This is a genomic window from Nitrosarchaeum sp., from assembly GCF_025699065.1.
Taxonomy (GTDB): Archaea; Thermoproteota; Nitrososphaeria; order Nitrososphaerales; family Nitrosopumilaceae; genus Nitrosarchaeum.
Window position 1 is genome coordinate 87,575 of record NZ_JAILWF010000002.1, and the last position, 22,006, is coordinate 109,580.

Annotated in this window: 21 protein-coding genes; 14 read left to right on the top strand and 7 right to left on the bottom strand. The window is 27.1% G+C overall.

Features of this window, described 5'->3' with window-relative positions; translation table 11 throughout:
• Positions 1 to 9: 9 nt before the first annotated feature.
• The 3 genes from K5782_RS02700 to K5782_RS02710 all read right to left on the bottom strand — a co-directional run bounded on the left by K5782_RS02700 (position 10) and on the right by K5782_RS02710 (position 4,237).
• The gene (locus K5782_RS02700; protein WP_297463862.1) at positions 10 to 2,505 is read right to left on the bottom strand and encodes a PEP/pyruvate-binding domain-containing protein; all 2,496 of its coding nucleotides are present in this window, start codon (positions 2,503 to 2,505) and stop codon (positions 10 to 12) included.
• Entirely contained in the window at positions 2,468 to 3,289 is an 822-nt protein-coding gene (locus tag K5782_RS02705) for a 3'(2'),5'-bisphosphate nucleotidase CysQ (RefSeq protein WP_297463863.1), read from the bottom strand. The genes K5782_RS02700 and K5782_RS02705 overlap by 38 nt, the downstream gene beginning before the upstream one ends.
• Positions 3,290 to 3,358: 69 nt before the next feature.
• Entirely contained in the window at positions 3,359 to 4,237 is an 879-nt protein-coding gene (locus K5782_RS02710; protein ID WP_297463864.1) for an FkbM family methyltransferase, read from the bottom strand.
• A 92-nt stretch (positions 4,238 to 4,329) separates the two neighbouring features.
• Between K5782_RS02710 and K5782_RS02715 the strand changes: the two genes are divergently transcribed.
• The 4 genes from K5782_RS02715 (at position 4,330) to K5782_RS02730 (ending at position 8,136) form a co-directional block, all read left to right on the top strand.
• Positions 4,330 to 5,193: a sulfotransferase gene (locus K5782_RS02715; protein WP_297463865.1), complete on the top strand. Its 864-nt coding sequence runs from the start codon at positions 4,330 to 4,332 to the stop codon at positions 5,191 to 5,193.
• 42 nt (positions 5,194 to 5,235) lie between these two features.
• On the top strand, positions 5,236 to 5,802 hold the full coding sequence (locus tag K5782_RS02720) for a hypothetical protein (RefSeq protein WP_297463867.1): 567 nt from the start codon (positions 5,236 to 5,238) through the stop codon (positions 5,800 to 5,802).
• Positions 5,803 to 5,863: 61 nt separating this feature from the next.
• Positions 5,864 to 6,307: a WxcM-like domain-containing protein gene (locus K5782_RS02725; RefSeq protein WP_297463868.1), complete on the top strand. Its 444-nt coding sequence runs from the start codon at positions 5,864 to 5,866 to the stop codon at positions 6,305 to 6,307.
• Positions 6,292 to 8,136, top strand: a complete 1,845-nt coding sequence (locus K5782_RS02730) for a hypothetical protein (RefSeq protein ID WP_297463869.1) — start codon at positions 6,292 to 6,294, stop codon at positions 8,134 to 8,136. Before K5782_RS02725 ends, K5782_RS02730 begins: the two co-directional genes overlap by 16 nt.
• Here K5782_RS02730 and K5782_RS02735 read toward each other — a convergent pair.
• Positions 8,133 to 9,296: an N-acetyl sugar amidotransferase gene (locus K5782_RS02735; RefSeq protein WP_297463871.1), complete on the bottom strand. Its 1,164-nt coding sequence runs from the start codon at positions 9,294 to 9,296 to the stop codon at positions 8,133 to 8,135. The genes K5782_RS02730 and K5782_RS02735 overlap by 4 nt on opposite strands.
• An 81-nt stretch (positions 9,297 to 9,377) precedes the next feature.
• On the opposite strand from K5782_RS02735, the gene K5782_RS02740 reads away from it, so the two are divergent.
• From K5782_RS02740 to pseH, 9 genes are all read left to right on the top strand, one after another.
• The gene (locus tag K5782_RS02740; protein ID WP_297463872.1) at positions 9,378 to 10,145 is read left to right on the top strand and encodes a glycosyltransferase family protein; all 768 of its coding nucleotides are present in this window, start codon (positions 9,378 to 9,380) and stop codon (positions 10,143 to 10,145) included.
• A gap of 42 nt (positions 10,146 to 10,187) precedes the next feature.
• Entirely contained in the window at positions 10,188 to 11,768 is a 1,581-nt protein-coding gene (locus K5782_RS02745; protein ID WP_297463873.1) for a radical SAM protein, read from the top strand.
• A 90-nt stretch (positions 11,769 to 11,858) separates the two neighbouring features.
• A complete protein-coding gene (locus K5782_RS02750; RefSeq protein ID WP_297463875.1) occupies positions 11,859 to 13,235 on the top strand; it encodes a DUF4910 domain-containing protein in 1,377 nt (458 codons plus the stop codon).
• Positions 13,236 to 13,252: 17 nt separating this feature from the next.
• The gene (locus tag K5782_RS02755) at positions 13,253 to 14,113 is read left to right on the top strand and encodes a class I SAM-dependent methyltransferase (protein WP_297463876.1); all 861 of its coding nucleotides are present in this window, start codon (positions 13,253 to 13,255) and stop codon (positions 14,111 to 14,113) included.
• Positions 14,114 to 14,247: 134 nt separating this feature from the next.
• On the top strand, positions 14,248 to 14,403 hold the full coding sequence (locus K5782_RS02760) for a hypothetical protein (RefSeq protein WP_297463878.1): 156 nt from the start codon (positions 14,248 to 14,250) through the stop codon (positions 14,401 to 14,403).
• A gap of 18 nt (positions 14,404 to 14,421) precedes the next feature.
• Positions 14,422 to 15,504, top strand: a complete 1,083-nt coding sequence (locus K5782_RS02765; RefSeq protein WP_297463879.1) for a 6-hydroxymethylpterin diphosphokinase MptE-like protein — start codon at positions 14,422 to 14,424, stop codon at positions 15,502 to 15,504.
• 48 nt (positions 15,505 to 15,552) lie between these two features.
• Positions 15,553 to 16,089 carry a GNAT family protein gene (locus tag K5782_RS02770; RefSeq protein WP_297463880.1) on the top strand — a complete coding sequence of 179 codons (537 nt, stop codon included), beginning with the start codon at positions 15,553 to 15,555 and terminating at the stop codon, positions 16,087 to 16,089.
• 3 nt (positions 16,090 to 16,092) lie between these two features.
• Positions 16,093 to 17,181, top strand: coding sequence for a DegT/DnrJ/EryC1/StrS family aminotransferase (locus K5782_RS02775; protein ID WP_297463881.1), 1,089 nt, complete (start codon positions 16,093 to 16,095; stop codon positions 17,179 to 17,181).
• Positions 17,171 to 17,725, top strand: a complete 555-nt coding sequence (pseH, locus tag K5782_RS02780; protein ID WP_297463883.1) for a UDP-4-amino-4,6-dideoxy-N-acetyl-beta-L-altrosamine N-acetyltransferase — start codon at positions 17,171 to 17,173, stop codon at positions 17,723 to 17,725. The genes K5782_RS02775 and pseH overlap by 11 nt, the downstream gene beginning before the upstream one ends.
• On the opposite strand, the gene K5782_RS02785 is transcribed toward pseH, so the two are convergent.
• The 3 genes from K5782_RS02785 to K5782_RS02795 are packed head-to-tail and all read right to left on the bottom strand — an operon-like array spanning position 17,709 to position 20,585.
• Positions 17,709 to 18,773 carry an N-acetylneuraminate synthase family protein gene (locus K5782_RS02785; RefSeq protein ID WP_297463884.1) on the bottom strand — a complete coding sequence of 355 codons (1,065 nt, stop codon included), beginning with the start codon at positions 18,771 to 18,773 and terminating at the stop codon, positions 17,709 to 17,711. The genes pseH and K5782_RS02785 overlap by 17 nt on opposite strands.
• Position 18,774: 1 nt before the next feature.
• Positions 18,775 to 19,533, bottom strand: coding sequence for a class I SAM-dependent methyltransferase (locus tag K5782_RS02790; RefSeq protein WP_297463886.1), 759 nt, complete (start codon positions 19,531 to 19,533; stop codon positions 18,775 to 18,777).
• A 38-nt stretch (positions 19,534 to 19,571) separates the two neighbouring features.
• Entirely contained in the window at positions 19,572 to 20,585 is a 1,014-nt protein-coding gene (locus K5782_RS02795; protein WP_297463887.1) for a polysaccharide biosynthesis protein, read from the bottom strand.
• Positions 20,586 to 20,721: 136 nt separating this feature from the next.
• On the opposite strand from K5782_RS02795, the gene K5782_RS02800 reads away from it, so the two are divergent.
• Positions 20,722 to 22,002, top strand: a complete 1,281-nt coding sequence (locus K5782_RS02800) for a hypothetical protein (RefSeq protein WP_297463888.1) — start codon at positions 20,722 to 20,724, stop codon at positions 22,000 to 22,002.
• Positions 22,003 to 22,006: the final 4 nt, after the last annotated feature.

Consider the following 22,006-nt stretch of genomic DNA (forward strand, 5'->3'; position numbering starts at 1 on the left):
ACTTTTTAGTTATTTTATATAACCTAATGAACGAAGTGTTTTTTTGACTTCCAGAATTTCATTAATTGTTTCATTTTCTAAAATTGTTATCTGTTCATTCTTACAGTCCAGCATTATCTTTTTTGATTTTTTTAGATTTTCAAATAACATTTCTCCACAACCTATAGCTGCTGGCAATCCTAATTCAGAACATCTAATTGCCATATGTGATGCGACTCCACCGTATTTTGTTATTAATCCTAGAGGATTTTTAGTAAATATCCAGTCATAACCAGGATCTGCATTCTCTATTAAAACAATTTTATTTTTCAAATCATCATTATTCAAGTTTTTTATAATTTTTATGTCTGCAGTTATTTTTTTTTCTGAAATATAATTTGGTTTTGACACAAAATAATCAACAATAAAAAAATCCTTGATGTCTGAGATTATAGGTGGTAATTGAAGATAATTGTTAATCTCTTTATGAATTGCATTTTGTTTTATCTTAGAAGACCATTTTTCTGTTAGTTTCTTCCTAGATAATTTTTGTGAATTAATTATTGTACTTAAATCAAGATTCGCCATATCTTTTCTGGAGAAGCCAAGTTTTTCTCCAGACAATGCAATGAATTCCAAGGATTCGCTAAGATTTTTAGTAAACTCAAATTTCAATCTCTCTCTTTCTGAAATAGAGCTTTTTACCAAATCAATAAAATCATTATATTGGATTTTTAACCCTTGTCTTTCTAAAACTTGTTCTATTTTCTTTTGATTAATTTTTTTATTTATGTGACTTTGAATAGGTTGAAATTTGTATTTTTCAAAAAATTTTTCATTGTCATATCTTGTTGCAGTAATGTCGTATGTTCCAGGTCGTAAGTGTCCATATTTTTTAATAAATTGTTTAAAAGTCATTTTTTTGTTTGAAAATAATGCAAAATCTTTTCTAAAATCGGTTAACGGTGATTCAATTGACTCTAATATTGAATTATAATCTTTGACGTTAAGTATATTCTTAGATACAAAGCTCTTGATAATAATTGAACTAATAAATGCAATTCTTGCCATTGTTGAAAATGGTATTGTTCCAAATTTTTTACAATCTTCTAAAAGAATTTTCGCTGTATCAAGATAATCTACATAAGTTTTATTCGAATTTTCTAAATTTTCAATAATTATTTCTCTATGTGTTTTTAATTCCTTAATTGAATTTTGAGAATCTTTTAATATCTTTGAAAAGTTTTCAAAAATAGTATTTGTAAATTGTTTTAACTCCATTTCAATATTGTTAATTTCTTCATTTGTAAATCCATATTTTTTTAACTCCTTTAATCTCTTTGTTACTGTTAAATCATAACATGAAAATAATATTTCAAATTCTACTTTATCATGTAAATATGGGTATTTTTGTAATTTTGATAAATAATACTTCATTATTTTTTTTTCAATTGATGTTGAAAATTGTTTTGGAAAAAATGACGAAAAACTAGTTGTGACATTGACATATGGTTTATTTCCAAATTTTTTCATTAGGTTTTTACTGTATGGTTTTTTATATCCAATGACTGTTCTGCCTTTAAACCAAGCATAATTCATTATCAAATTATCATATATTGAATAATCCAATTGGTTGGGGTTTTTTCCAATTATCTCTGATGGATTCCAATCAGCCATATCTGAAAAAATACTAATTTGTTCATTTGGAGAATTTTTACTTCTTATGAAGTCATATTCTAATTTAGAAATTCTGTTCTGTAATCTTAAATCATTATATGAAAAACTCTGATTAGATAATCCTGTTAATGGTCTTACCTGAAAGATCACAATATTTTGGTTTTTCCTTATGCCAAATTCTACATCTAAAATATCGGAATTTAGGATCTTTTCTAATTCAAAAATTGATAAAATTAATTTTCTCCATTTTTTTGGAACATAATTTTTTTGGCAATATCTGTAAATCTTTATTGTGCGATTTACAAGTCCTTTCGTTACACTATTTGTAATTCTTGAATCGTCATAATTTATTATAAAATATGGTGCTCCTGTGTCTGGTGTTCTACTAAAAATCACTCCACTAGTAACAATGTTTTTTGATTGATTCTGAATTAATATTTTATTTCTAATTTCAAAATTATTTTTAATTTTATATGAATTAATTACTCTATTTATGGCATTAATAGTTGATTTTTTATTTGTTGGTAATACATCTAAAACACTTTCATAACTTCCAGCTAATGAACTATTTTGTGAATCTTCATCAATAGCAGAGCTTCTAACAATAATTTTATTATTAAATGAACTTGAAATAGTTTTTAGAATTTTTTCAGGATCTGAATTCCATTCTTCAACAGTAAAGAAAAATAATTTTTCAATTTCTGCTTTTTTGATTTTTCGTTTTAATAATGCTAATATGTCAGCTTTTGTATTGAAATTCTGTTTTGCATCTTTGTCAAATATTTTTTCATTTTTAAAATTATTCATATTTTTAGATTTTCTTATTTTGAAACTTCTTAAATCGTTCAATTATTTCAGAATGTATTACTCCATTTGTAACTAATAATCCGTTCTCATGATTTATGCTCTCTGTATTGTACACTAACTTTTCTCCACACATATCAGTCATTTTTCCTCCTGCCTCATGGATTATACAATATGATGCTGCTGTATCCCATTGTTTGATCTTATTTGTAGTTGTAAAGTACATCTGTGCTCTCCCTGTAGATATGTCCATTACTTTTAATGAACTTCCTCTTGACACAAATTCTTTTAAACCAAGAGAATCCGAAAATTCTTTTTCAATAGGTGCTAAATGATGTCTGCTTCCAACTGCAATACATTGTGAAAGGTCTGAGATTGGATTTATTGAAATTTTTTTCCACACCCCATTTTCATTTTGGAATGCCCCCCTACCTTTTTCTGCAACAAAGAGAATTCTATTTTCTGGCCAATATACAATGCCTACTGTTGGTATCTTATTTTCTATCAATGCAATCATTACCGTGAATTCTCCTGTTTTATTTATAAAATCCGCTGTACCATCAAGAGGATCAATTATCCAAATTGAATTTTCTTTAATTCGACTTTTATCATCATTACTTTCTTCTGATAAAACTTGTATCCCTGTTTTTGAAAGATACTCTAAAATTATTTCGTTACTTGCAATATCTGCACGAGTAATTGGCTCTTCATCTTTTTTATAAGATGTTTTAAAGTCAGAGTCATAAATCTCCATTATCTTTCTCCCTGCAAGTATAATACTGTCTATAGCAATTTCAATATGTTTTGAAAATTCAAAAGGTTTTTCCATTATGATAAAAATATTTATTCATTATAAAAATTAGTGTTTTTAGTATTTCTTATTTCATCTCTTATAAAATCAAATTTTAACAATTTCCTTATCTCGTTTTAATAATAAATTCACGTCTACTAATTCTTCATTAGGATATTTTTTCATTAGACTGTTCACATCCGTTTTTGTAATTGTTCCTTTATTATCATCAATTTCAAAGATATTGAAACCCAAGCTTACTAATTCTTGTAAGTGCTTATCAGGTTTTATATTATATTTTTTTATTGCGTCTGGCCACCACTCCATCATTAATTTTAAATTTTTATTCTTTTCAATAGTTTTTCGCATACCTTCTATAACTAATGGTTCAGAACCTTGAATATCCATTTTTATAAAATCAACTTTAATGTCTTTATCTTGTAAATATTCATCAATAGAAATTGATTCTACTTCAATCTCACTATGTTTGACATCTGGTTTGAAAAGTTGATTTTCTGTACTACTATCTTCCCCAATGAAGAATTTTACAACTCCTGATTTTTCAGAAACTGCTTTTTTTTCCACAATTACATTTTCAAAATGATTTTCCTCAACATTTTTCTTTAAAATTTCAAAATTTCTAGGCTCGGCTTCAAAAGCAATAACTTTTCCACTAGAGCCAACAATTTTTGCGAGTAATAATGTATAGTACCCAATGTTAGCTCCAACATCTATTGTAATATCTCCTTCATTTACTAATTTTTTTACAACTTTTGTTTCTGTCTTTTCATGATACCCATACACAGATAAAAAGAGAGAATCTTTGTCATCAAGAAACATCTTATTACCTTCAATTATTACAAAGTCTGGTTTTAATTTAGAATTAATTCTATTGTTAATTTTTTGAATAGCACCATATTTTGATAAATTTGATCCTGATAAATCACTTACAAATTTTTTATAAATTTTAAATAGACTTTTTTTCATTAAGGCTTTCTATGATGCCCATCTAATAATTATTCTCATTTCTCACTTTATTGTTTAAATTAATTTTTATATGGATTTTTTTTTCTCTGAGTATGAAAAAACCTAATTTATTCATAGTTGGGCAAACTCGTTCTGGAACAACATCATTAAAAGAATATCTAAATGGTCATCCAGATGTCTATATTTATCATGCAGGAAAAGGGTTTTTTGGATATGGAAAATCTGAAATTAAATCGGAAGAAGAGTATTGTAATCTGTTCAAAGAATTTCAAAATAAAAAAATAATTGGTGAAAAATGCAGTGATTATCTACACTGTCCAATATCTGCTGAAAAAATAAAAAATTTTTCTCCCGATGCTAAAATTATCATTATCCTGCGAAATCCTGTTGATATGATGTATTCTTTACACAATTGGCAATATAACATGGAAACTGTTGAAACTATAGCTGATTTTGAAGAAGCATTAAAAATCGAAGAAAAACGTAAACATGAAAGAACGCAAAATCCTTATGCGTACCATCCGCATATTTTTTATCAGGAACTTGCTGATTACTATACACAAATAAAAAGATACATAGATCATTTTGGAAGAATAAATGTTAAAGTAATAATTTTGGAAGAGTTTGTTAAAAATCCTGAAAAAACATATCTTGAAGTACTAGAATTTCTAGAACTCGATTCTAATTATGTTCCAGACTTTGATCAACATAATGCAAATCGTATCCCACGAAACAGAAATTTACAAAAATTTGTAAAAAATGACTCTTTCTCACTACTCAAATTCTTAAAAAAAATTCCTGGCACTGGAAAATTATATGAATCAATTAATTTACCTGAACACGAAAGAATAATTCTTGATTCCTCTCTTCGAAAGAAACTTTTAGAAAAACTCTCTCCAAACATAGTAAAACTCTCCAAACTCTTAGAAATGGATTTCAGTTTATGGGAAAACTAATTTTTGTATAAGGTTTTTATTCAGTTGACTTTTTAAAACATTGTGAGAATTTTTTCACAGAATTTATCAAACTATGATCTTCCATTACCTAAGGATTGTATTTTTAGGATCAATTTAGCTTGGGTGAATGGCCTTGAAGAGTTAAAGTCTATATTATTAAAACATGTTTCACACCAAATTTTCCTTGATTTACCTATAAACCGTACAAAACCACCTCATAACAAATATTCTATAGAAGAATTGATTCCCATAATTAAAGAATTTTCTAATATTAGATATTTTGCTATTTCAAATGTTGAAAAAAAAGACGATGTAATTAAGTTTAAAACTATTTTACCTTCATCAGTAAATATTGTTCCAAAAATTGAAAGTAAAACTGGAATTGATAACATAGAAGAAATTACAAATGAATTAACCTCGAAAATTATCATGTTAGATCATGATGATCTTTTTTCGTCACTTATCAAATTAAATGAAGATCCCATAACATTCAAAACTTACATAAGTATTCTATCAGATTTTTGTAACAAAAATAATGTTATATTATTAAGAACTATTGGTGTAATATTTAGTGATGAAGAGACTAAAATCAGTAATTATGTTCGATAAATCACTTTATTAACTAATTTTTAATATGTATTAATAATAAGAAATTAAGTGTTAATAGTTTATGATTGAAATTAAAAACTTAGAAGTTCATGAAACCAAGAATATTCATACATCTAAAGCCAATGGAAATCTAACCGTTGTTTATAGAGACTGGGACAATTATCTAAAAATACCCCCTGCCATGATCTATATTACTTCTGTACATCCTAATGAAATCAAAGGTCCTCATCTTCATAAAAAGCGTAATAGCTATTTTTTATGTATTGATGGAAAAGTTTTATTTGTTATAAAAGACAGAAATGGAAAATATGAGGAAATTATTACCGATTCTAATAAACCACAACTTATTTTTGTTCCAAAAGAAACTCCATCAGCACATCTAAATTTATCAAAAGATAATTCATCGATTCTTGTTTTAGCTGATCTCGCATGGAGGCCAAATGATAATGAGATGGATAATATAGAATTTAGTGATTATGATTGGTCGAAATGGAAAAACAAATAGGAATAATCGAAAATATAATTTTGATAGATTCCTCTTCAGAGATTGAAAAACTTCTTCCTCTTATCAATAAAAATTCTGTTGTTTATGCATTTGATTATGATACTCATAAAAAATTATCTGAACTTGGTATATCACATAAAAATTCTGAAAGTATTTTAAATAATAACAATATTACAGAAATTCAAAACAATGTTTACAAATTTTCTTATTGGTATAATAACAAAGAATTTTCAGAATTTGTATTCTTTAATGAAATCAATATTGGAAGATTATTTCATGAAGAATTCTTAGATTATATTGTTCAATTTTTTAAAAAATTTTATGAAATTCATTTTTTAATTGAACACCATCCTAAATCAAAATTTATTGCTGGTGGAGAATTATTTGAGATCTTATATTTAATGTGTAAAACTGGGCGAGAAGTGGCTTTTACTAAAAAAGAATATCTTTTTACTCATGATAAAGTAAGATTTTCAATTCCTTTAGGTTCCAAAAACATATCATTGATTTTACCATTTTCATTCTATAAAAAAATCAAAAATATATCTGAAAATTTTTTTAGATTAATTCTAAAAAAATTTACTTATCCTTCTGTACTATTTGTTGAATTTGATACTATTAGATATAAAAAATTAATTCAAAGTGGAAAAAAATATGGTGTTCCAATTTCATTATTTGGAATAAGAAGACCTTCTATATGGAATTTTGAATCATATAAAATAATTAAAAATTCAAATTCTAAAATTATTACACAAAGTTCATTACTAAGTCATAATCGTTTTGATAATACTGACCACAAAAAGATAACTAATAATTTTGAATTATTATTTCAAACTACCACTTTCAAAAACTATTTTTCTTTATTTGATATAGAATTCAGTTCTTTAATCAAAAAAATTTTGAAATCCTTAATTTTACCACGCATAAATTCTATTCTACTAGATATTATTACTATTAATTCTCTTTTCTTAAAACATAAAATTACTTCAATTATGTTATTATCTGAAGTGGGTTATACCGAGCAACTTGTTCAATTTTTTGCTCGAAAACATCATATTCCTACATATATGTTACATCTAGGACTACATTATGATACCATTGAAGCAAAAGAAATGAATTTCTCTCAATCAGCATATCCTGTAAATTCTGATAAATTCTTTGTTTGGGGAAATATTGTAAAAGAAGACGCAAAAATTCATGGTAATATTCCAGACGAAAAAATTATCATTACTGGTAATCCTAGGTTTGATGATTATTCTAGTCTCAATACAAAAAATGAAGATTATGTTTTAATAGCAACATCTGGCCCTCAACATGAAGATATTAATGGTTTATTGATAGCAAACCATGAAAAATACGTAAATGCTATTTATGAAATTTGTAAAATATTAAAATCATTAAATAAAAAATTTATCATAAAACTTCATCCATCAATTAAAGAATTTGATGTGGCACCTATTGTTAATGAGATTGATAATACAATTCCAATATTAAAAGATGGTGAGATTTTTCCATTAATACAAAAATGTAGTTATATGATTATACTTGGATTATCTACTGCTATAATCGAAGCTCAGATCTTACAAAAACCTGTAATTAGTGTCAAGATTATTGATTATAATCTAGGTAATCCATCTGTTTTTGCTTCTAAATCATGTATTGTTTCCAATATTGATTCCTTAGAAAATAATTTAAAAAAATTGGAAAATGCTGATTTTCGTAAAGATGTTATCTCAAATGCTAATAACTTTCTTAACAATTATCTTTTACATAGGAATAATGCTACTGAATCATTTTTCGAAAATCTAAAGAAGCTTAACAATTATTAATTATCATAATTAATTTTTGTTAAATTTCCCTTATCATCTCGTAATAATTTTCCATTTGTATCTTTTTTAAAAAGATCATAATTTGCAAACTTATCTATAACTTCCATGAAATCTTTTCTTGACAGTTCGAAATCTGTCAAATATTCATCTAAGTAAAGTTCCGGAATTTTACCCTCAAATTTTTTTACTAATTCCATTCCTTCTTTACGTGTAATTCTACCATGTCTAATGTCTATTGATGCATTATCTGTTGCTCTTCCATAACCAAATTTTATCCATTTTAAATAATCATGTAATCCTTGTCCTTTATTATCCAAATTTTCGAAATTTGTGTAAGTGCCCTCACATGGTTTTTCATTAACTTGAAAGCCAATTTTTTTTATAATCTCTAGTTGATTTCTAGCATCCCATTTTATATAATGTCCTAGAAAAACTCCTACAATACCTAGCTTTTTAATTTCGTCCTTATCTGGAAATTTATAAGGTAACAAATCCTTTTTATCAATTCCATATCTTAACATATGCTCAGGTTCTCTATATCCACTAGTTTTATCATTGGTTTCTATTTTTGTTCCATATTTTTCTCTCCATTTTTCATCTAAAAATGGATTGAGACTATCCTCTAATGGACCACCATATTCTGCTTGAGAGTTTTCTCCCCAAATCAATAATTTTATTTTATAATTTACTGCTACCTGAAATGGAACAGTAAAAATCCCAAAATGTTCTGGCCATGAAGCATCTCCAAAGTCAAGTAATCCGATTTTTTGCATTTTTTTGTATATGTCTTGTTTTGGAGTAAATTCAATACAATCAACATCTAATTTCTTTTTCAGATTCTCTAAATTTTTTCTACCTAACTCAGTCCATTCTCTAGGTCTAAATGCTACAAGTAATGGGTTTAGTCCAAATTCTTTCTTTATAACATATGTTTGATAATGTGAATCTTTTCCTCCACTTACAGGTATGATGCAATCATAATTTGAACCATCTTTGTTTCTATATTTTTCTAAAATCTGTCTCAATTCTTGTTTTCGTTCATCCCAATTAATCTTGTTTTTAACTTCTAAAAAGTTACAAGCATTACAAACCCCACTCTCATCTAGTTTCAAATCTGGTTTTGTTTCTGGATAAACACAATTTTTACAATATCTAATCATGATGTTGTTAATTTTATTCTCTATATGAGTATTTTGTATAAGAAAATATGCTTTTTATAATTAGTCTTTGAAATAATTATGATGATTGGTTGTATTATTCAAGCTAGAATGGGATCAACTAGATTACCTGAAAAAGTTATGAAAACATTAGAAAAGAATGTAACTGTTTTAGACTTTGTTATTGAACAAATTAATAAATCTAAATTTATTGATAAAATAATTATTGCAACTACAACTCTTTCAGAAGATGATGTGATAGAAGATCATGTAAAAAGCTTAGGCATTTCTGTTTTTCGAGGTAAATCTCATGATGTTCTAGATAGATATTATCAATGTGGAAAAAAATTCAACCTTCCAATTATTGTGAGAATAACTTCTGATTGTCCCTTAATTGATCCTGAAATTAGTGATCTTGTAATTTCAAAATTTGATCCATTAAAATATGACTATGTTTGTAATACTCACCCAAGAACTTTTCCTCAAGGCACCGAAACTGAAATTTTTTCATTTAAATCTCTTAAGATAGCATGGAAAAATGCAAAGCTTCCATCTGAACGGGAACACGTTACTCCCTTTTTTTATAATAATAAAAATAAATTCAGAATTTTAAATGTCAAAAATGAAGAAGATCTTTCCAATCTTAGATGGTGTTTAGATCGAAAAGAAGATCTTATAGTATTGAGAAAAATTGTTTCAACAATAAAATCTAGACCGATTCTTACAAAACATATTTTAAATATGTATAAAATGGAGCCTAAAGTTTTTGAAAAAAATAAACGATATTCTGCTCTTGAGGGTTATATGAAATCGCTTAATGACGATGTAAAATTCTTGCATAACCAAGATTAACTTATAATACAGGTTTTTATATAAATATTTGAAAATTACTCTATGAAGGTCCTGTTAATTCATCCTCCAGTCAGAGTGGATCATGATCCTTTGGATATACCAGCTGGATTGTCTATTTTAGCCAGTATATCAATGAATGAGGGTAATAAAACAGCTCTTTTGGATCTTAACATCGAGAGGCCCATTCCAAGTTGGAATGATATTGCAAAACAAATAGCTGTGGAATCTTGGGATTTAATTGCAATAGGTGGTTTGAGTAGCATGTACAAAGATATTAAAAAAATATTGTATATTTCAAGAAAGCTTAACCCTAATTCTCTAATTGTTTGTGGTGGAGGTTTCATTACATATATGCCAGATAAAATCATGAGATTTAATCCAGAAATTGATATTGCTGCAATTGGTGAAGGAGAAGACACCTTTAAAGAAATTTTACAAAACTTTGATTCAAAGAAATGGGATTCCATCAAAGGTATTTGTTATAGAGAAAACAATGAAATTGTATTTACTGCTCCACGTCCACTAATTCCAAATTTAGACGTCATTCCATATCCTGCGTGGGATTTATTGGATATGGAAGAATATTTCAAGTATTCTGGTTCTATGTGGTTTAATGGTGCATGGAAAAGCAAACGCAGAGTGAATTTTGTAACTGAAAGAGGATGTCCTCGTCAGTGCACTTTTTGTACGCATAATGGAATGAATAGATGGGATCAAATTGCTTTATTAGGAAATGAAAAAGTTAAACTACTAGATCAAGAGGCTGGGTTTCAAGCGATTACAAGATTCTTTTCCCCAAAGTATGTTGTTGAACATACATTATATCTTTCTGAAAAATATGGGATTGATTACATTTGCCTCCTTGATGAAAATTTAACATCAAGTCCAAAAAGAGTTCATGAACTCTGTGATTTATGGATTAAAGAAGGATTGAATAAAAAAATACAATTAGGCACTGCAGGAGACGCTCCTAGCATAACCCCAGAAATTGTAAAACACATGAAAGAAGCTGGATTTACTTTTATAACCATTGGTGGAGAAAGCGGAAGTGATAAAGTATTACTAAAAGATATAGGTAAAGGTGTTACTAGAGCCCATAACCAACAAGCGGTTGATACGCTAATTGCTGGTGGTGTTTCTCCTGTGATGACATTTATGGTTGGTAATCCCAATGAAGATATCAATGATGTTCTTGAAACTGTAGACTTTTTTATTCAAAATAATGTAGAAATTAATCCTTTCATTTGCACTCCATATCCTGGAACCAAGATATTCATGGATAACCAAGATTTTATTTTAGAACAATATGATGAAAAATTAAGACTTCTTCAAGCAGGTAGATTTCCTAACATATCCAAGGACAAAATAACTAAATGGAAAGATGAAGCACTAGAAAAATTTCTTCTTTCACTGAATAATGCCACTGATTATTCATGTACAGTAAGTAAACATTTTGATTTCTCTGATTTAATTTCTATTCGGTATTTTATGCATACAAAAGATGTATCGAGATTATTGAAGCTATCACATCTTAGAAATTGGTCTCATAAACCAAAATGGGATAAAGAGTGTCCAGTTTGTAATGCAGAAGAAATCCTAAATAAAATTTGTATTAATCCCTAATAACTCATTTTATACTTTTGAATTAAATATGAAATAATACTGTCTCTCTAACACCTAATTTTATATTGCAAACACCTTACTAAATATTAAATGGACTCTGATTCTATTTCAAATTTTGATTCACATTCCATTGGGAAAAAAATGACTGAATTAATGAAGATTCTTTTCCCTATTCCAAGAAGTATTACTGGTAACGGTGTTAGAGACACCCTAAAAATTATCCAAAAATACATTAACTTAGAAATTTCTGAAATACCTTCAGGTACAAAGGTTTTTGATTGGATCGTGCCTGAAGAATGGAATATTAAAGATGCTTATATAATGAATTCTAATAATGAAAAGATTATTGACTTCAAAAAATCTAATTTACATATTTTACAATACAGTATTCCAAAAAAAACAAAAATAAGTTTTGAGGAATTAAAAAAACACATCTTTACACTGCCTAACCAACCTAATGCAATTCCCTATGTGACCTCATTTTATTCAAAAAATTGGGGGTTTTGTATGACTCATAATGAATTTCTAAAATTAAAAAATGATGAATATTTTGTGCTTATTGATTCTTCACATACAAATGGAAGCTTAACCTATGGAGAATATCTAATTAAAGGAAAATCAGAAAATGAAATATTAATCTCAACATATGTATGTCATCCATCATTATGTAATGATAATCTATCTGGATTGGTTTTATGTTCAATTCTCGCTGAATACCTTAGTCACTTTGACTTGTATTATTCTATCCGATTCTTATTTATTCCAGAAACAATAGGTGCCATTACTTGGCTCTCATTAAATGAAAATATTGTAAATAACATTTCTCATGGATTAGTTGCAACATGTCTAGGCGATTCAGGAATTTCAACATATAAAAAATCACGTAATGGTAATAATACAATTGACGAGGTTGTTGAACTTGTACTAAAAGAATCTGGCGAACCATATAAAATCTTAGATTTTTGGCCATCTGGAAGTGACGAACGACAGTTTTGTTCACCTGGCTTTAATTTACCAATGGGTTCTTTGATGAGAACTCCTTATGACATGTTTGAACAATATCATACATCATTAGATAATTTAGCTTTTATGAATGAAGCCTGTCTAGTAAATAGCTTTTTTAAATATGTCAAAATTATTGAAAAATTAAATAAAAATTACCAAGATACGCACATAAGATCTAATACATTCCTTAAAAATAAAAAATCAATTGACGGTGATCCGGTTTTTCTTAATTTATTTCCTAAATGTGAGCCACAATTAGGAAAAAGGGGGTTATATAATAATCAGGGTGGAATAAAAGGCCAAGAAATTTTAATACAAAAAAAAGCAATTGCTTGGTTGCTAAATTTTTCTGATGGAAAACATTCATTGAAAGATATTGAAAAAAAATCAGGTTTAGATTATAACATTTTATATGATGCTTCAAATATTTTAATCGAAAATAAACTTATAATTAAGTTGTAAAATCTAACTTTTATAAAATGATCAAAAACTCTGCACGTGATTATTATGATCAAGAAGCTAATGCCTATAAAAAAATGTATGAACCAAACTATAAATTTTATCCAGCAAATTTGATTCGCTTAAAATTACTAATAAAATTACTCAAAAAAAATCATTTGAGAACTGTATTGGATATTGGATGTGGTACAGCTATACCTATGATTAAATTATTAAATCGTGGTTTCAATGTAACTGGATTAGATTATTCAAAAAAAATGGTCCATTTTGGAAAAATTGAACTAGAAAAAGCAAATTATTCTTCTAATTTAATATATCATGCTAATATTGAGAAAAAAAATAGTTTAAAAAATAGAAAGTTTGATGCTATTCTTGCTTTAGGTGTTTTTCCACACATTCAAAATGAAAAAATTGCATTAAGAAATATCAGAGATCTTCTAAATAAAAAAGGAAAAACATACATAGAATTTCGCAATATGTTGTTTTCTACTTTTTCCTTAAATAAATACTCGATAGATTTTTTTCTAAATGATCTAATTGATACCACTTCATTACCAAAACATATAAAACAAAATCTGATAAATTTTTATTCAAAAAAATTTTTAGTTAAAAAACCACACATTAGAAAGGATGGAAGAATTTCTTATAATGATATATTAGCAAAGTTTCATAATCCGCTAACTTTGGAAGAAGATTTGTTTAAACCCTTAAAAATGAAGATAGATGACATACATTTCTATCATTTTCATGCATTACCACCAATCTTTGAAGAAAAATGCCCCAAAGTCTTCCGAAATATTAGTTTAAACTTAGAAAGACCAGATAGCTGGAAAGGTTATTTCTTAAGTTCTGCTTTTGTGGTAGAAGCATCAAAATTATAAATTTTCTTAACATTTTTTGCAGTCATGTTTATCTATTAAATACTGGAAATTTAATCTCTCATATGTTATTTCTTATCTTTAATGATAAAGTTTTAATCCGAATAATTGATAAATAACTTGGAGAAAGTCATTTTATGATTAAAGGAAATTTTGATATAAAGAAAATAGAAAAAAAATCACTTACTGAACAAGAAGAATTTGAAAACCTGGTATCAAAATCTGGTGTTGGCTCACATATGGTATTTCGAAGCTCTAAAAAAGATGAAGAATTATTTATTGATGAATTATAATAATCATGATTCTTTAAAATGGATAATAAAAAAGAGATAATTGAAGTAACATCAAAAACTTTTGAGTTTCTTAAAAATCTCAAAACTTCTATGGGAAAATCTGAAAATAATTGGGATGACTGGTTTTCAACATATTTTAATTTACATAAAGCTACTCCTGATGCAGAGACTATTGAACAAATTTTTCAAAATGCAACTTATGAAAAATATTATGATGAATGGATACAAAATTTTACAAATAATTTATTCCATATTTGGAGTGAACACTCTGCTAGTGAACTTAAACTAATCAAAACTTCAAATCCATCATCTCTAGTAATAGGAAGAGGACCATCAATAAAGAAAAATAATCACTTAGAAGTTATCTCACAAAGTGATTATGATGGAACAATTGTATGTTGTGATGGATCACTAACAAATGCTCTGAATGCAGGAATTACACCAGATAAATTCCCAAATTTTTATGTAATTACAATTGATTCTCAACAAAGACAAAAATTGTGCTATGATCATGATATAGTTAGACAGTATGGACAAAAAATTAAATGTATTTTTTCAACAACAGTATCTCCGTTGACATATATGGAAGCTAAAAAATCCAATATGGAAATATACTGGTTAAATACACTCTTTGATTATAATAATGGTAAAAACTCATTTAATTATATATCCAATCATATGATTAAAACCAAAAATCATACAACAGGATTACCTGCAATTCAAACTGGAGGTAATGTGGGAACTTCTGCATGGGTAGTATCTTGGGCAATTTTAAAAAAATCTGTTATAGGATTGATTGGTATTGATCATGGTTATTCGTCTGATGATCGTACTGAACATGATCATCTACTTCCACAAGAAATTGATAGAAATAGTGCTGCGTTCAAAAGAGCATATCCAATACTATACAATCCAGAATTTGATTGTTATTGTCAACAGGATCCAATATTTCAATATTATTCAAATGCATTCAAAGAATTTATTGAAAGAACATCTTCTAAAATTAAAACAATTAATGCTACCGAGGGTGGAGCTCTTTTTGGAAAATTTATTGAATGTATGACATTAAAAGAATTTCTCAGGCAAAACACTATAACTTAAGTTTTTATCGACATTATTAATTAAAAAATAAAAAAGTACTTGTAACCTATGTATTTAACTAAGTTAATGATTTCTGGTAATCTGATAAATCTTCGTGCAATCGAAGAAACCGATTTAAAAGAATTAAAAAAACTACGAAACACAAAACAAGCGAGAATTCATACAAGAGAATTTCGATTATTAAGTATGATTAATCAAAAAACGTGGTTCGAGTCAATTCATACACAAAATCCACCACATTTTATCATGTTTGTTGTAGAAAACAAAAATGGTAAACTTATTGGAATTTGTGGGCTTACATATATAGATTGGAAAAATCGACATGCTGAAATTTCAATACTATTATCTCAAAAAAATTGGCAAAAAACCAATCCTGCTAAAGAAATAATCTATTTATTAGAAGAATATGGGTTTGGTGAACTAAATCTACATAGATTATGGGCTGAAATATTTGAAACAGCTCCATTAAATATTGCACTATTTGAAATGCTTAATTATAAACTAGAAGGGAAATTAAGAGAAAAATTATGGAGAAATAACAAATGGAATGATTCTTTCATCTTCTCTAAATTAATGGACGATTAGATTATGAAAGCTATCAAGTTGTTTGATGTAAGTGTTGATAATAGAGAACAACAGACATTAAAAAAAATCTTATTCAGCAAATTTTGGGCATCTGGATCTGGAACAGGATTAGTAAAAAAATTTGAAAATAAATTTAAAAATTATGTTAATGCTAAATCTTGCATTGCTGTTAATTCAGGTACTGCAGCATTACATTTGGCTATCTCTTTATTTGATATAAAAAATAAAGAAGTTATTCTACCTTCTCTATCTTTTGTTAGTACTGCAAATGCTGTTTTATACAATGGAGGTATTCCAGTTTTTGCTGATGTTGAAAAAGAAACACTTTGTATTGATCCAAATGACGTAGAAAAAAAAATTTCCAAAAAAACAAAAATGATTATTCCTGTTCATTTTGCAGGAATGCCATCGAATCTTAATTATTTAAAAAAAATCGCAAAAAAACATAATTTGCTTCTTATTGATGATGCGGCTCATGCCACTGGTAGCACATACAATGAAAAGATGATTGGTTCTTTAACTGATCTGTGTTGTTTTAGTTTTCATCCTGTTAAAAATTTAGCTATGCCTACTGGCGGCTTAATATCCATAAATCATAAAGATCATAAATCATTTTCATACGACTTATCTGCAAAAAGATGGTGTGGAATTACTGATAGAAATGGAATTGATTATAATGTAAAACATATTGGTTGGAATTATTACATGAATGAATTTTCAGCTGGTATTGGATTAGTGCAATTATCAAAATTAACAAATTTAAACAATAAACGAAAAAAAATTGCAAAAATATTTTATGAAAATATTAAATTAGAAAATAAAATGAAGTTTGATACTAATTGTTCTTATCATTTTTATTGGATACTGGTAAATAATAGAACTGCTTTTAGAAAAACTCTACAAAAATATGGCGTTGAAACTGGTATACATTATAAACCAATACATAATTTTTCACTTTATGAAAATAGATCATATGATTTACCTGTTACTGAACAGATCAAAAACAAAATAGTATCTTTGCCCTGCCATCCAAACCTTTCTTCTAATGATATTAAAAAAATCATTACTTTAGTAAATAAGTATGGTAAATAGAATGAAAAACAAATTGAAAATTAAAAATCAATATAAAATAAATTTTAAAAAAATATCTAATAATGATCTTAAACAAATTAAAGATTGGCGTAATCTTAACAAAATTCGTGAGTTTACTTATCAATATACACTCTTAAACACAAAAACACAAAATGCGTGGTATTCAAGTCTTAAAAAATCAGATGAAAAAATAATGTTTTTAATTTTAAATGAATCCCATCCTATTGGTACTTGTGGATTTGTACATTATGACAAATTGAATAAAAGTGCAGATGTGTCTATATTTATTGGTGATAAAAATTTTCATGGAAAAGGAATTGGTACAATAATTTTACAAAAATTGATAAAATATGGTTTCATCAAATTAAATTTACACAGAATTGGGGCTGAAATTTTTGAATATAATTTAATTTCTGTAAAATTATTTGAAAAAGCGTCTTTCAAAAAAGAAGCTACTTTAAGACAATCTTTATGGAGACATAATAAATGGTGGAATGTTTATGTATATTCTATAATTAATCCTGGGTTTACGCACAATCTTTAATTAAAATTCCACATCCTTTGGATATGTTTCTCTTAGATATTCTCCCTTCAATTTTTCTCCAGAATCTTGGTTCTTCTCCTCTTTTTTGGTTTCCTGGTCGAAGGAAAGCATAATTCTTATCCAACACAAATCTATCACCCTTTTTAATATCCACAATTGTCTGAATTGATCTTACCGCAAATTGTCTGAGTTCTTTTTCTATAGGCTCAATTTTTTTGATTTTTTTACCTCTAGCAATCTCACTTTTCCTAATTGCATTAATCATTTGTTTTAATTCGATTGGATTTAAAGCAAAAAAATGATCTGGACCCTCTAATGTTTTATCTATTGTAAAATGTTTTTCAATAATGGTTGCTCCTAAACCAATAGCTGTTAATGGTCCAATTATTGGATCTTCACTATGATCAGAAAATCCTATTGGTACTTTAAATATTTTTTTCATTTGTATAACTGTGTTCAAATTTAATGATTCAATCGGTGCTGGATATTTTGCAGTACATTGTAATATTGCGATATTTTTACATCCATTTTTTCTTAATAGTTTCACAGCAAAATTAATTTCATCAATATTACTTGCACCAGTGGAAATTATTACTGGTTTTTTCGTTTTAGCTATGTATTCTAATAATTTCACATGATTTATTTCATAAGATGCAATTTTATGAATTGTCACAAATTTATTGACATTTTTTGCATCATCTACTGAAAATGGTGTTGACATAAAAAGAATTTTTCTTTTTTGGCAATGTTTTGATAAAATTGGTAACATAGATGATTTCATTGAATACTCATCAAAAATATCAGTGATCTTCTTTCTTATACCATTTTTTTTTAAGTATTTACTTTCTCCAGCATTTTCAACATAAACAGATTTTGCATTATATGTTTGAAATTTTATAGCATCTGCACCTGATTTTGCTGCAACGTCAATTAATTTTTTTGCTCTGTTTATGCTTTCTCTTTTAGATGATGCTTTCCAATTCGAGCCTGCTTCAGCTATGATAAAACAATGATCTGGATTGTTAAAAAATTCATTTTTTATTTTCAATTTATAGCACCGCATATTGAGTATATGGTGTAAAAGAAAATCTTTCAAACTTCAGCTCTCTAATATTGAGAGATTCTAATAATGCCATTGTAGTTCCTGGCCAATGTTTATCATTTAAAATATTTAATGCTAAAATACTACCTTTAGGCATTCTTGGGATGAAAATTTTTAATGCAGTTTTCGTTGGTTCAAATGCTAAGAAGTCTAAATACAACAAACTAACCACAGTAGATGGATTTTTTTTCAAATATCTAGGTATAGATTGCTGTGCATCACCTTTCACAATTTCGATCTTTGGAATGTGATTAAGAAATCTATTTTTGTCAAAAACTTCTATACATTTTTTTAAATCTTCAAACGAATTTATTCCAAATCCTCCTTTTTTTGCAAATTTTGAAATTGATAGTTTATCCTCCCTAGATATTTCTGTGAGTCCTGAAAAAGTATCAAAACCAATGATTTTCCTTTCAAAATTCACTGGTTCAAATATTGAACTTAGCTGAGCAAAAGTCATTAATCCTCCACCAAAAGCTATTCCGCATTCAATTATAGAACCTGGTACATGAATAATTTTCTTAAATATCTCATATTTCGCCAAAAAATTTGTTAAGTCTTGTCTTGGTACAAACTTTGAGAAGTTCTGTAATTTTTCAATATCTGTACCTAGACTATTTTTAAAATAATTGTTTAATTTTTCTAAATATTCTAAATCATTTTTTGTATTGAATTGTTCTTCTTTAAATCTGGAAAATTTAACCATCTAAATTCACTTTCTTCTTACCTATGTTTTAAAGTATATCAAAGCAAATTTGATTTATTAATAATTTGTTTTAATTCTTCTTTAGGTATTCTTTGTACCATGTCTGATGCATAAATCTTCATTTCTGGAATCTTTTTTACTTCTGGATGTCGCTTTTCTAAAATATCATACATTAATGGATTTGAAATTAGATATGTTTTTCCCATATCCCAAGTGTATTTCACTTCATCTTCATTTATCAAAACTTCTCTTAATTTTTCTCCAGGTCTAATACCTATTATATCATGTTCTACTTGTCCAACTATCTCTGTCAATGCATCTTTTAATTCCATTATTGAATATGCTTTTAATTTTGGTACAAAAACTTCAGAACCTTCACCAATTACTGCAGATTCTAATACAAATTCTAATGCTTCATTCATTGTAATACTAAATCGTGTCATATTAGGATCAGTAATTGTAACTTTTTCTTTTTTTCTAATTTGTTCAATAAATTTAGGAACAACAGAACCGCTGCTACCGAAAACATTACCATATCTAACTGCTATAAATTTTGTAGGATGCTTAATTGGATTTAAATAATAATTTGCTGAAACAAATAATTTTTCCATAAGTAATTTTGTAGCACCATATGTGTTTAGTGGCGATACAGCTTTATCAGTACCAATACAAATCACTTTTTCAACAGAATTTTTTATTGATGCATCAATTACATTCTGTGATCCAATTACATTTGTTTTAATTCCTTCAAATGGATTGTATTCTACAATTGGAACATGTTTTAAAGCTGCTGCATGAAAAACAATATCTACATCTTCAAAAGCCAGCTCTAGTCTTTTTAAATCTCTTACATCACCAATAAAATACCTTAAACGTTCATCATGAAATTTATTTTCCATTCTGATTTGTTTTTCTTCATTTCTACTAAAGATCTTAATCCTTTCAACATTCATCTGCAAAAGTTTTTCAGTAAGCGCTTGACCTAATGAACCAGTTCCCCCAGTAATTAGAATCTGCTTGTCTTTGAAGAATGATGATAATTTTGAGTCCATATGATTTTTTTCTATAGGGAATGAGAATATTTGTTTTTAGTTATATTTTCAAAACTCTTTAAATACATAAAATTTTTAGCACGCAGTAATAAATAACCAAGGAAAACTATTATCCACACAGTGAAGTTTGATTTTTATGAAAATTTTAATAACAACAATGATCCCTACAGACAAAATTCATCCACGAACATATGTTTTTAAAAAAATTATTGATTCATTAAAATCCAGAACTTTTTGTGAAGTGAATTGGATCATGTGTTATCCTTACAAAACATCTAATTCTAAACAGGTATCTGATTATATTGACATACATAATTTTTCAAATGCCTTACAAATGCTAAATAAACTAAAACCAGATCTCATTTTTGTTGATCCACAAATTGAACCAATACAGTACGCTATTAGCATTTGTGCTAAAAAACTTAACATTCCTATAATTGCTCGACCTCCAATTGTAAATTACTTTCCATCACAATCAAGAAAATCTAATATTTTGTATAAACTTAGAAATTTCTTCTCTTCTGAAAATCCATCTGGTGAATTACAAGATAAAAAATTCTTTTCTCGAGGAAGTTTTTTCTTATACAAAATTAATTTTTATTTTAAAACTAAATTAGATTTAAATGTTAAATTCTTAAATGCAGTTTTTTCAACTATTCGATATTTTCGGATTATAGCCATTTCCAGAACTCAATTACCAGTGAATCTTTATGCTGATCTACATTTACTTGCTAGTGAAAATCAAATTAATGATTACATTAAAAATGGAATTTCTCAATCAAAATTAAAAGTTGTAGGTAATGTTTGGATAGATAAAAATTTCAACAATATTTCAAAAGTAAATTATAATATAAAAAATAACAAAATAAAAATTTTAATTGTTACTACCCCATTATTTGAACATGGTGTTTGGTCATCATCACAACGAGATGAATTCTTAAAAAAATTATTTTCTATATTAACTGATGATAAATTTGATATTTCATTAAAGATTCATCCAACTTCTGAAAATATTAATTATTATCGTTCTTTGCTTAACAAGCTAGATATTTCATGTCCAATTTTTCAGTCTGAAGATATATGGACTTTAATTCCTAATTATGATCTCTTTATCTCATATGGTCCATCTCAAGTTTTAGGTGATCTTGCATTTAGTCAAAGAAGAACCATTACTATTTCTATTGGAAAACAATTGTTAGGTATTCCTTTAGTAAAAGAAGCAATTTCTTCTGGTTTTATTACTGAATGTCAAGAAATTACTCAATTAAAAAATACAGTAATTTCAGTAGCAAATTCAATCCCTAAACCAAACCAGGAGTATTTGAATGAAATAAAGAAGCTTTTTTTTAATTTTGATGGTAAATCATCAGAGCGTTGTGCTGAAGTTATAGTGTCTTTCATGAACGATAAACACTAAATTC

Bases quoted from the DNA above. Each gene is read 5' to 3' on its own strand.
- K5782_RS02800 (WP_297463888.1), top strand. From the start codon at position 20,722: ATGAAAATTTTAATAACAACAATGATCCCTACAGACAAAATTCATCCA.
- K5782_RS02705 (WP_297463863.1), bottom strand. From the start codon at position 3,289: ATGGAAAAACCTTTTGAATTTTCAAAACATATTGAAATTGCTATAGAC.
- pseH (WP_297463883.1), top strand. From the start codon at position 17,171: ATGGTAAATAGAATGAAAAACAAATTGAAAATTAAAAATCAATATAAA.
- K5782_RS02755 (WP_297463876.1), top strand. From the start codon at position 13,253: ATGATCAAAAACTCTGCACGTGATTATTATGATCAAGAAGCTAATGCC.
- K5782_RS02730 (WP_297463869.1), top strand. From the start codon at position 6,292: ATGGAAAAACAAATAGGAATAATCGAAAATATAATTTTGATAGATTCC.
- K5782_RS02790 (WP_297463886.1), bottom strand. From the start codon at position 19,533: ATGGTTAAATTTTCCAGATTTAAAGAAGAACAATTCAATACAAAAAAT.
- K5782_RS02710 (WP_297463864.1), bottom strand. From the start codon at position 4,237: ATGAAAAAAAGTCTATTTAAAATTTATAAAAAATTTGTAAGTGATTTA.
- K5782_RS02775 (WP_297463881.1), top strand. From the start codon at position 16,093: ATGAAAGCTATCAAGTTGTTTGATGTAAGTGTTGATAATAGAGAACAA.
- K5782_RS02735 (WP_297463871.1), bottom strand. From the start codon at position 9,296: ATGATTAGATATTGTAAAAATTGTGTTTATCCAGAAACAAAACCAGAT.
- K5782_RS02795 (WP_297463887.1), bottom strand. From the start codon at position 20,585: ATGGACTCAAAATTATCATCATTCTTCAAAGACAAGCAGATTCTAATT.
- K5782_RS02740 (WP_297463872.1), top strand. From the start codon at position 9,378: ATGATTGGTTGTATTATTCAAGCTAGAATGGGATCAACTAGATTACCT.
- K5782_RS02760 (WP_297463878.1), top strand. From the start codon at position 14,248: ATGATTAAAGGAAATTTTGATATAAAGAAAATAGAAAAAAAATCACTT.
- K5782_RS02725 (WP_297463868.1), top strand. From the start codon at position 5,864: ATGATTGAAATTAAAAACTTAGAAGTTCATGAAACCAAGAATATTCAT.
- K5782_RS02770 (WP_297463880.1), top strand. From the start codon at position 15,553: ATGTATTTAACTAAGTTAATGATTTCTGGTAATCTGATAAATCTTCGT.
- K5782_RS02765 (WP_297463879.1), top strand. From the start codon at position 14,422: ATGGATAATAAAAAAGAGATAATTGAAGTAACATCAAAAACTTTTGAG.
- K5782_RS02715 (WP_297463865.1), top strand. From the start codon at position 4,330: ATGAAAAAACCTAATTTATTCATAGTTGGGCAAACTCGTTCTGGAACA.
- K5782_RS02745 (WP_297463873.1), top strand. From the start codon at position 10,188: ATGAAGGTCCTGTTAATTCATCCTCCAGTCAGAGTGGATCATGATCCT.
- K5782_RS02750 (WP_297463875.1), top strand. From the start codon at position 11,859: ATGGACTCTGATTCTATTTCAAATTTTGATTCACATTCCATTGGGAAA.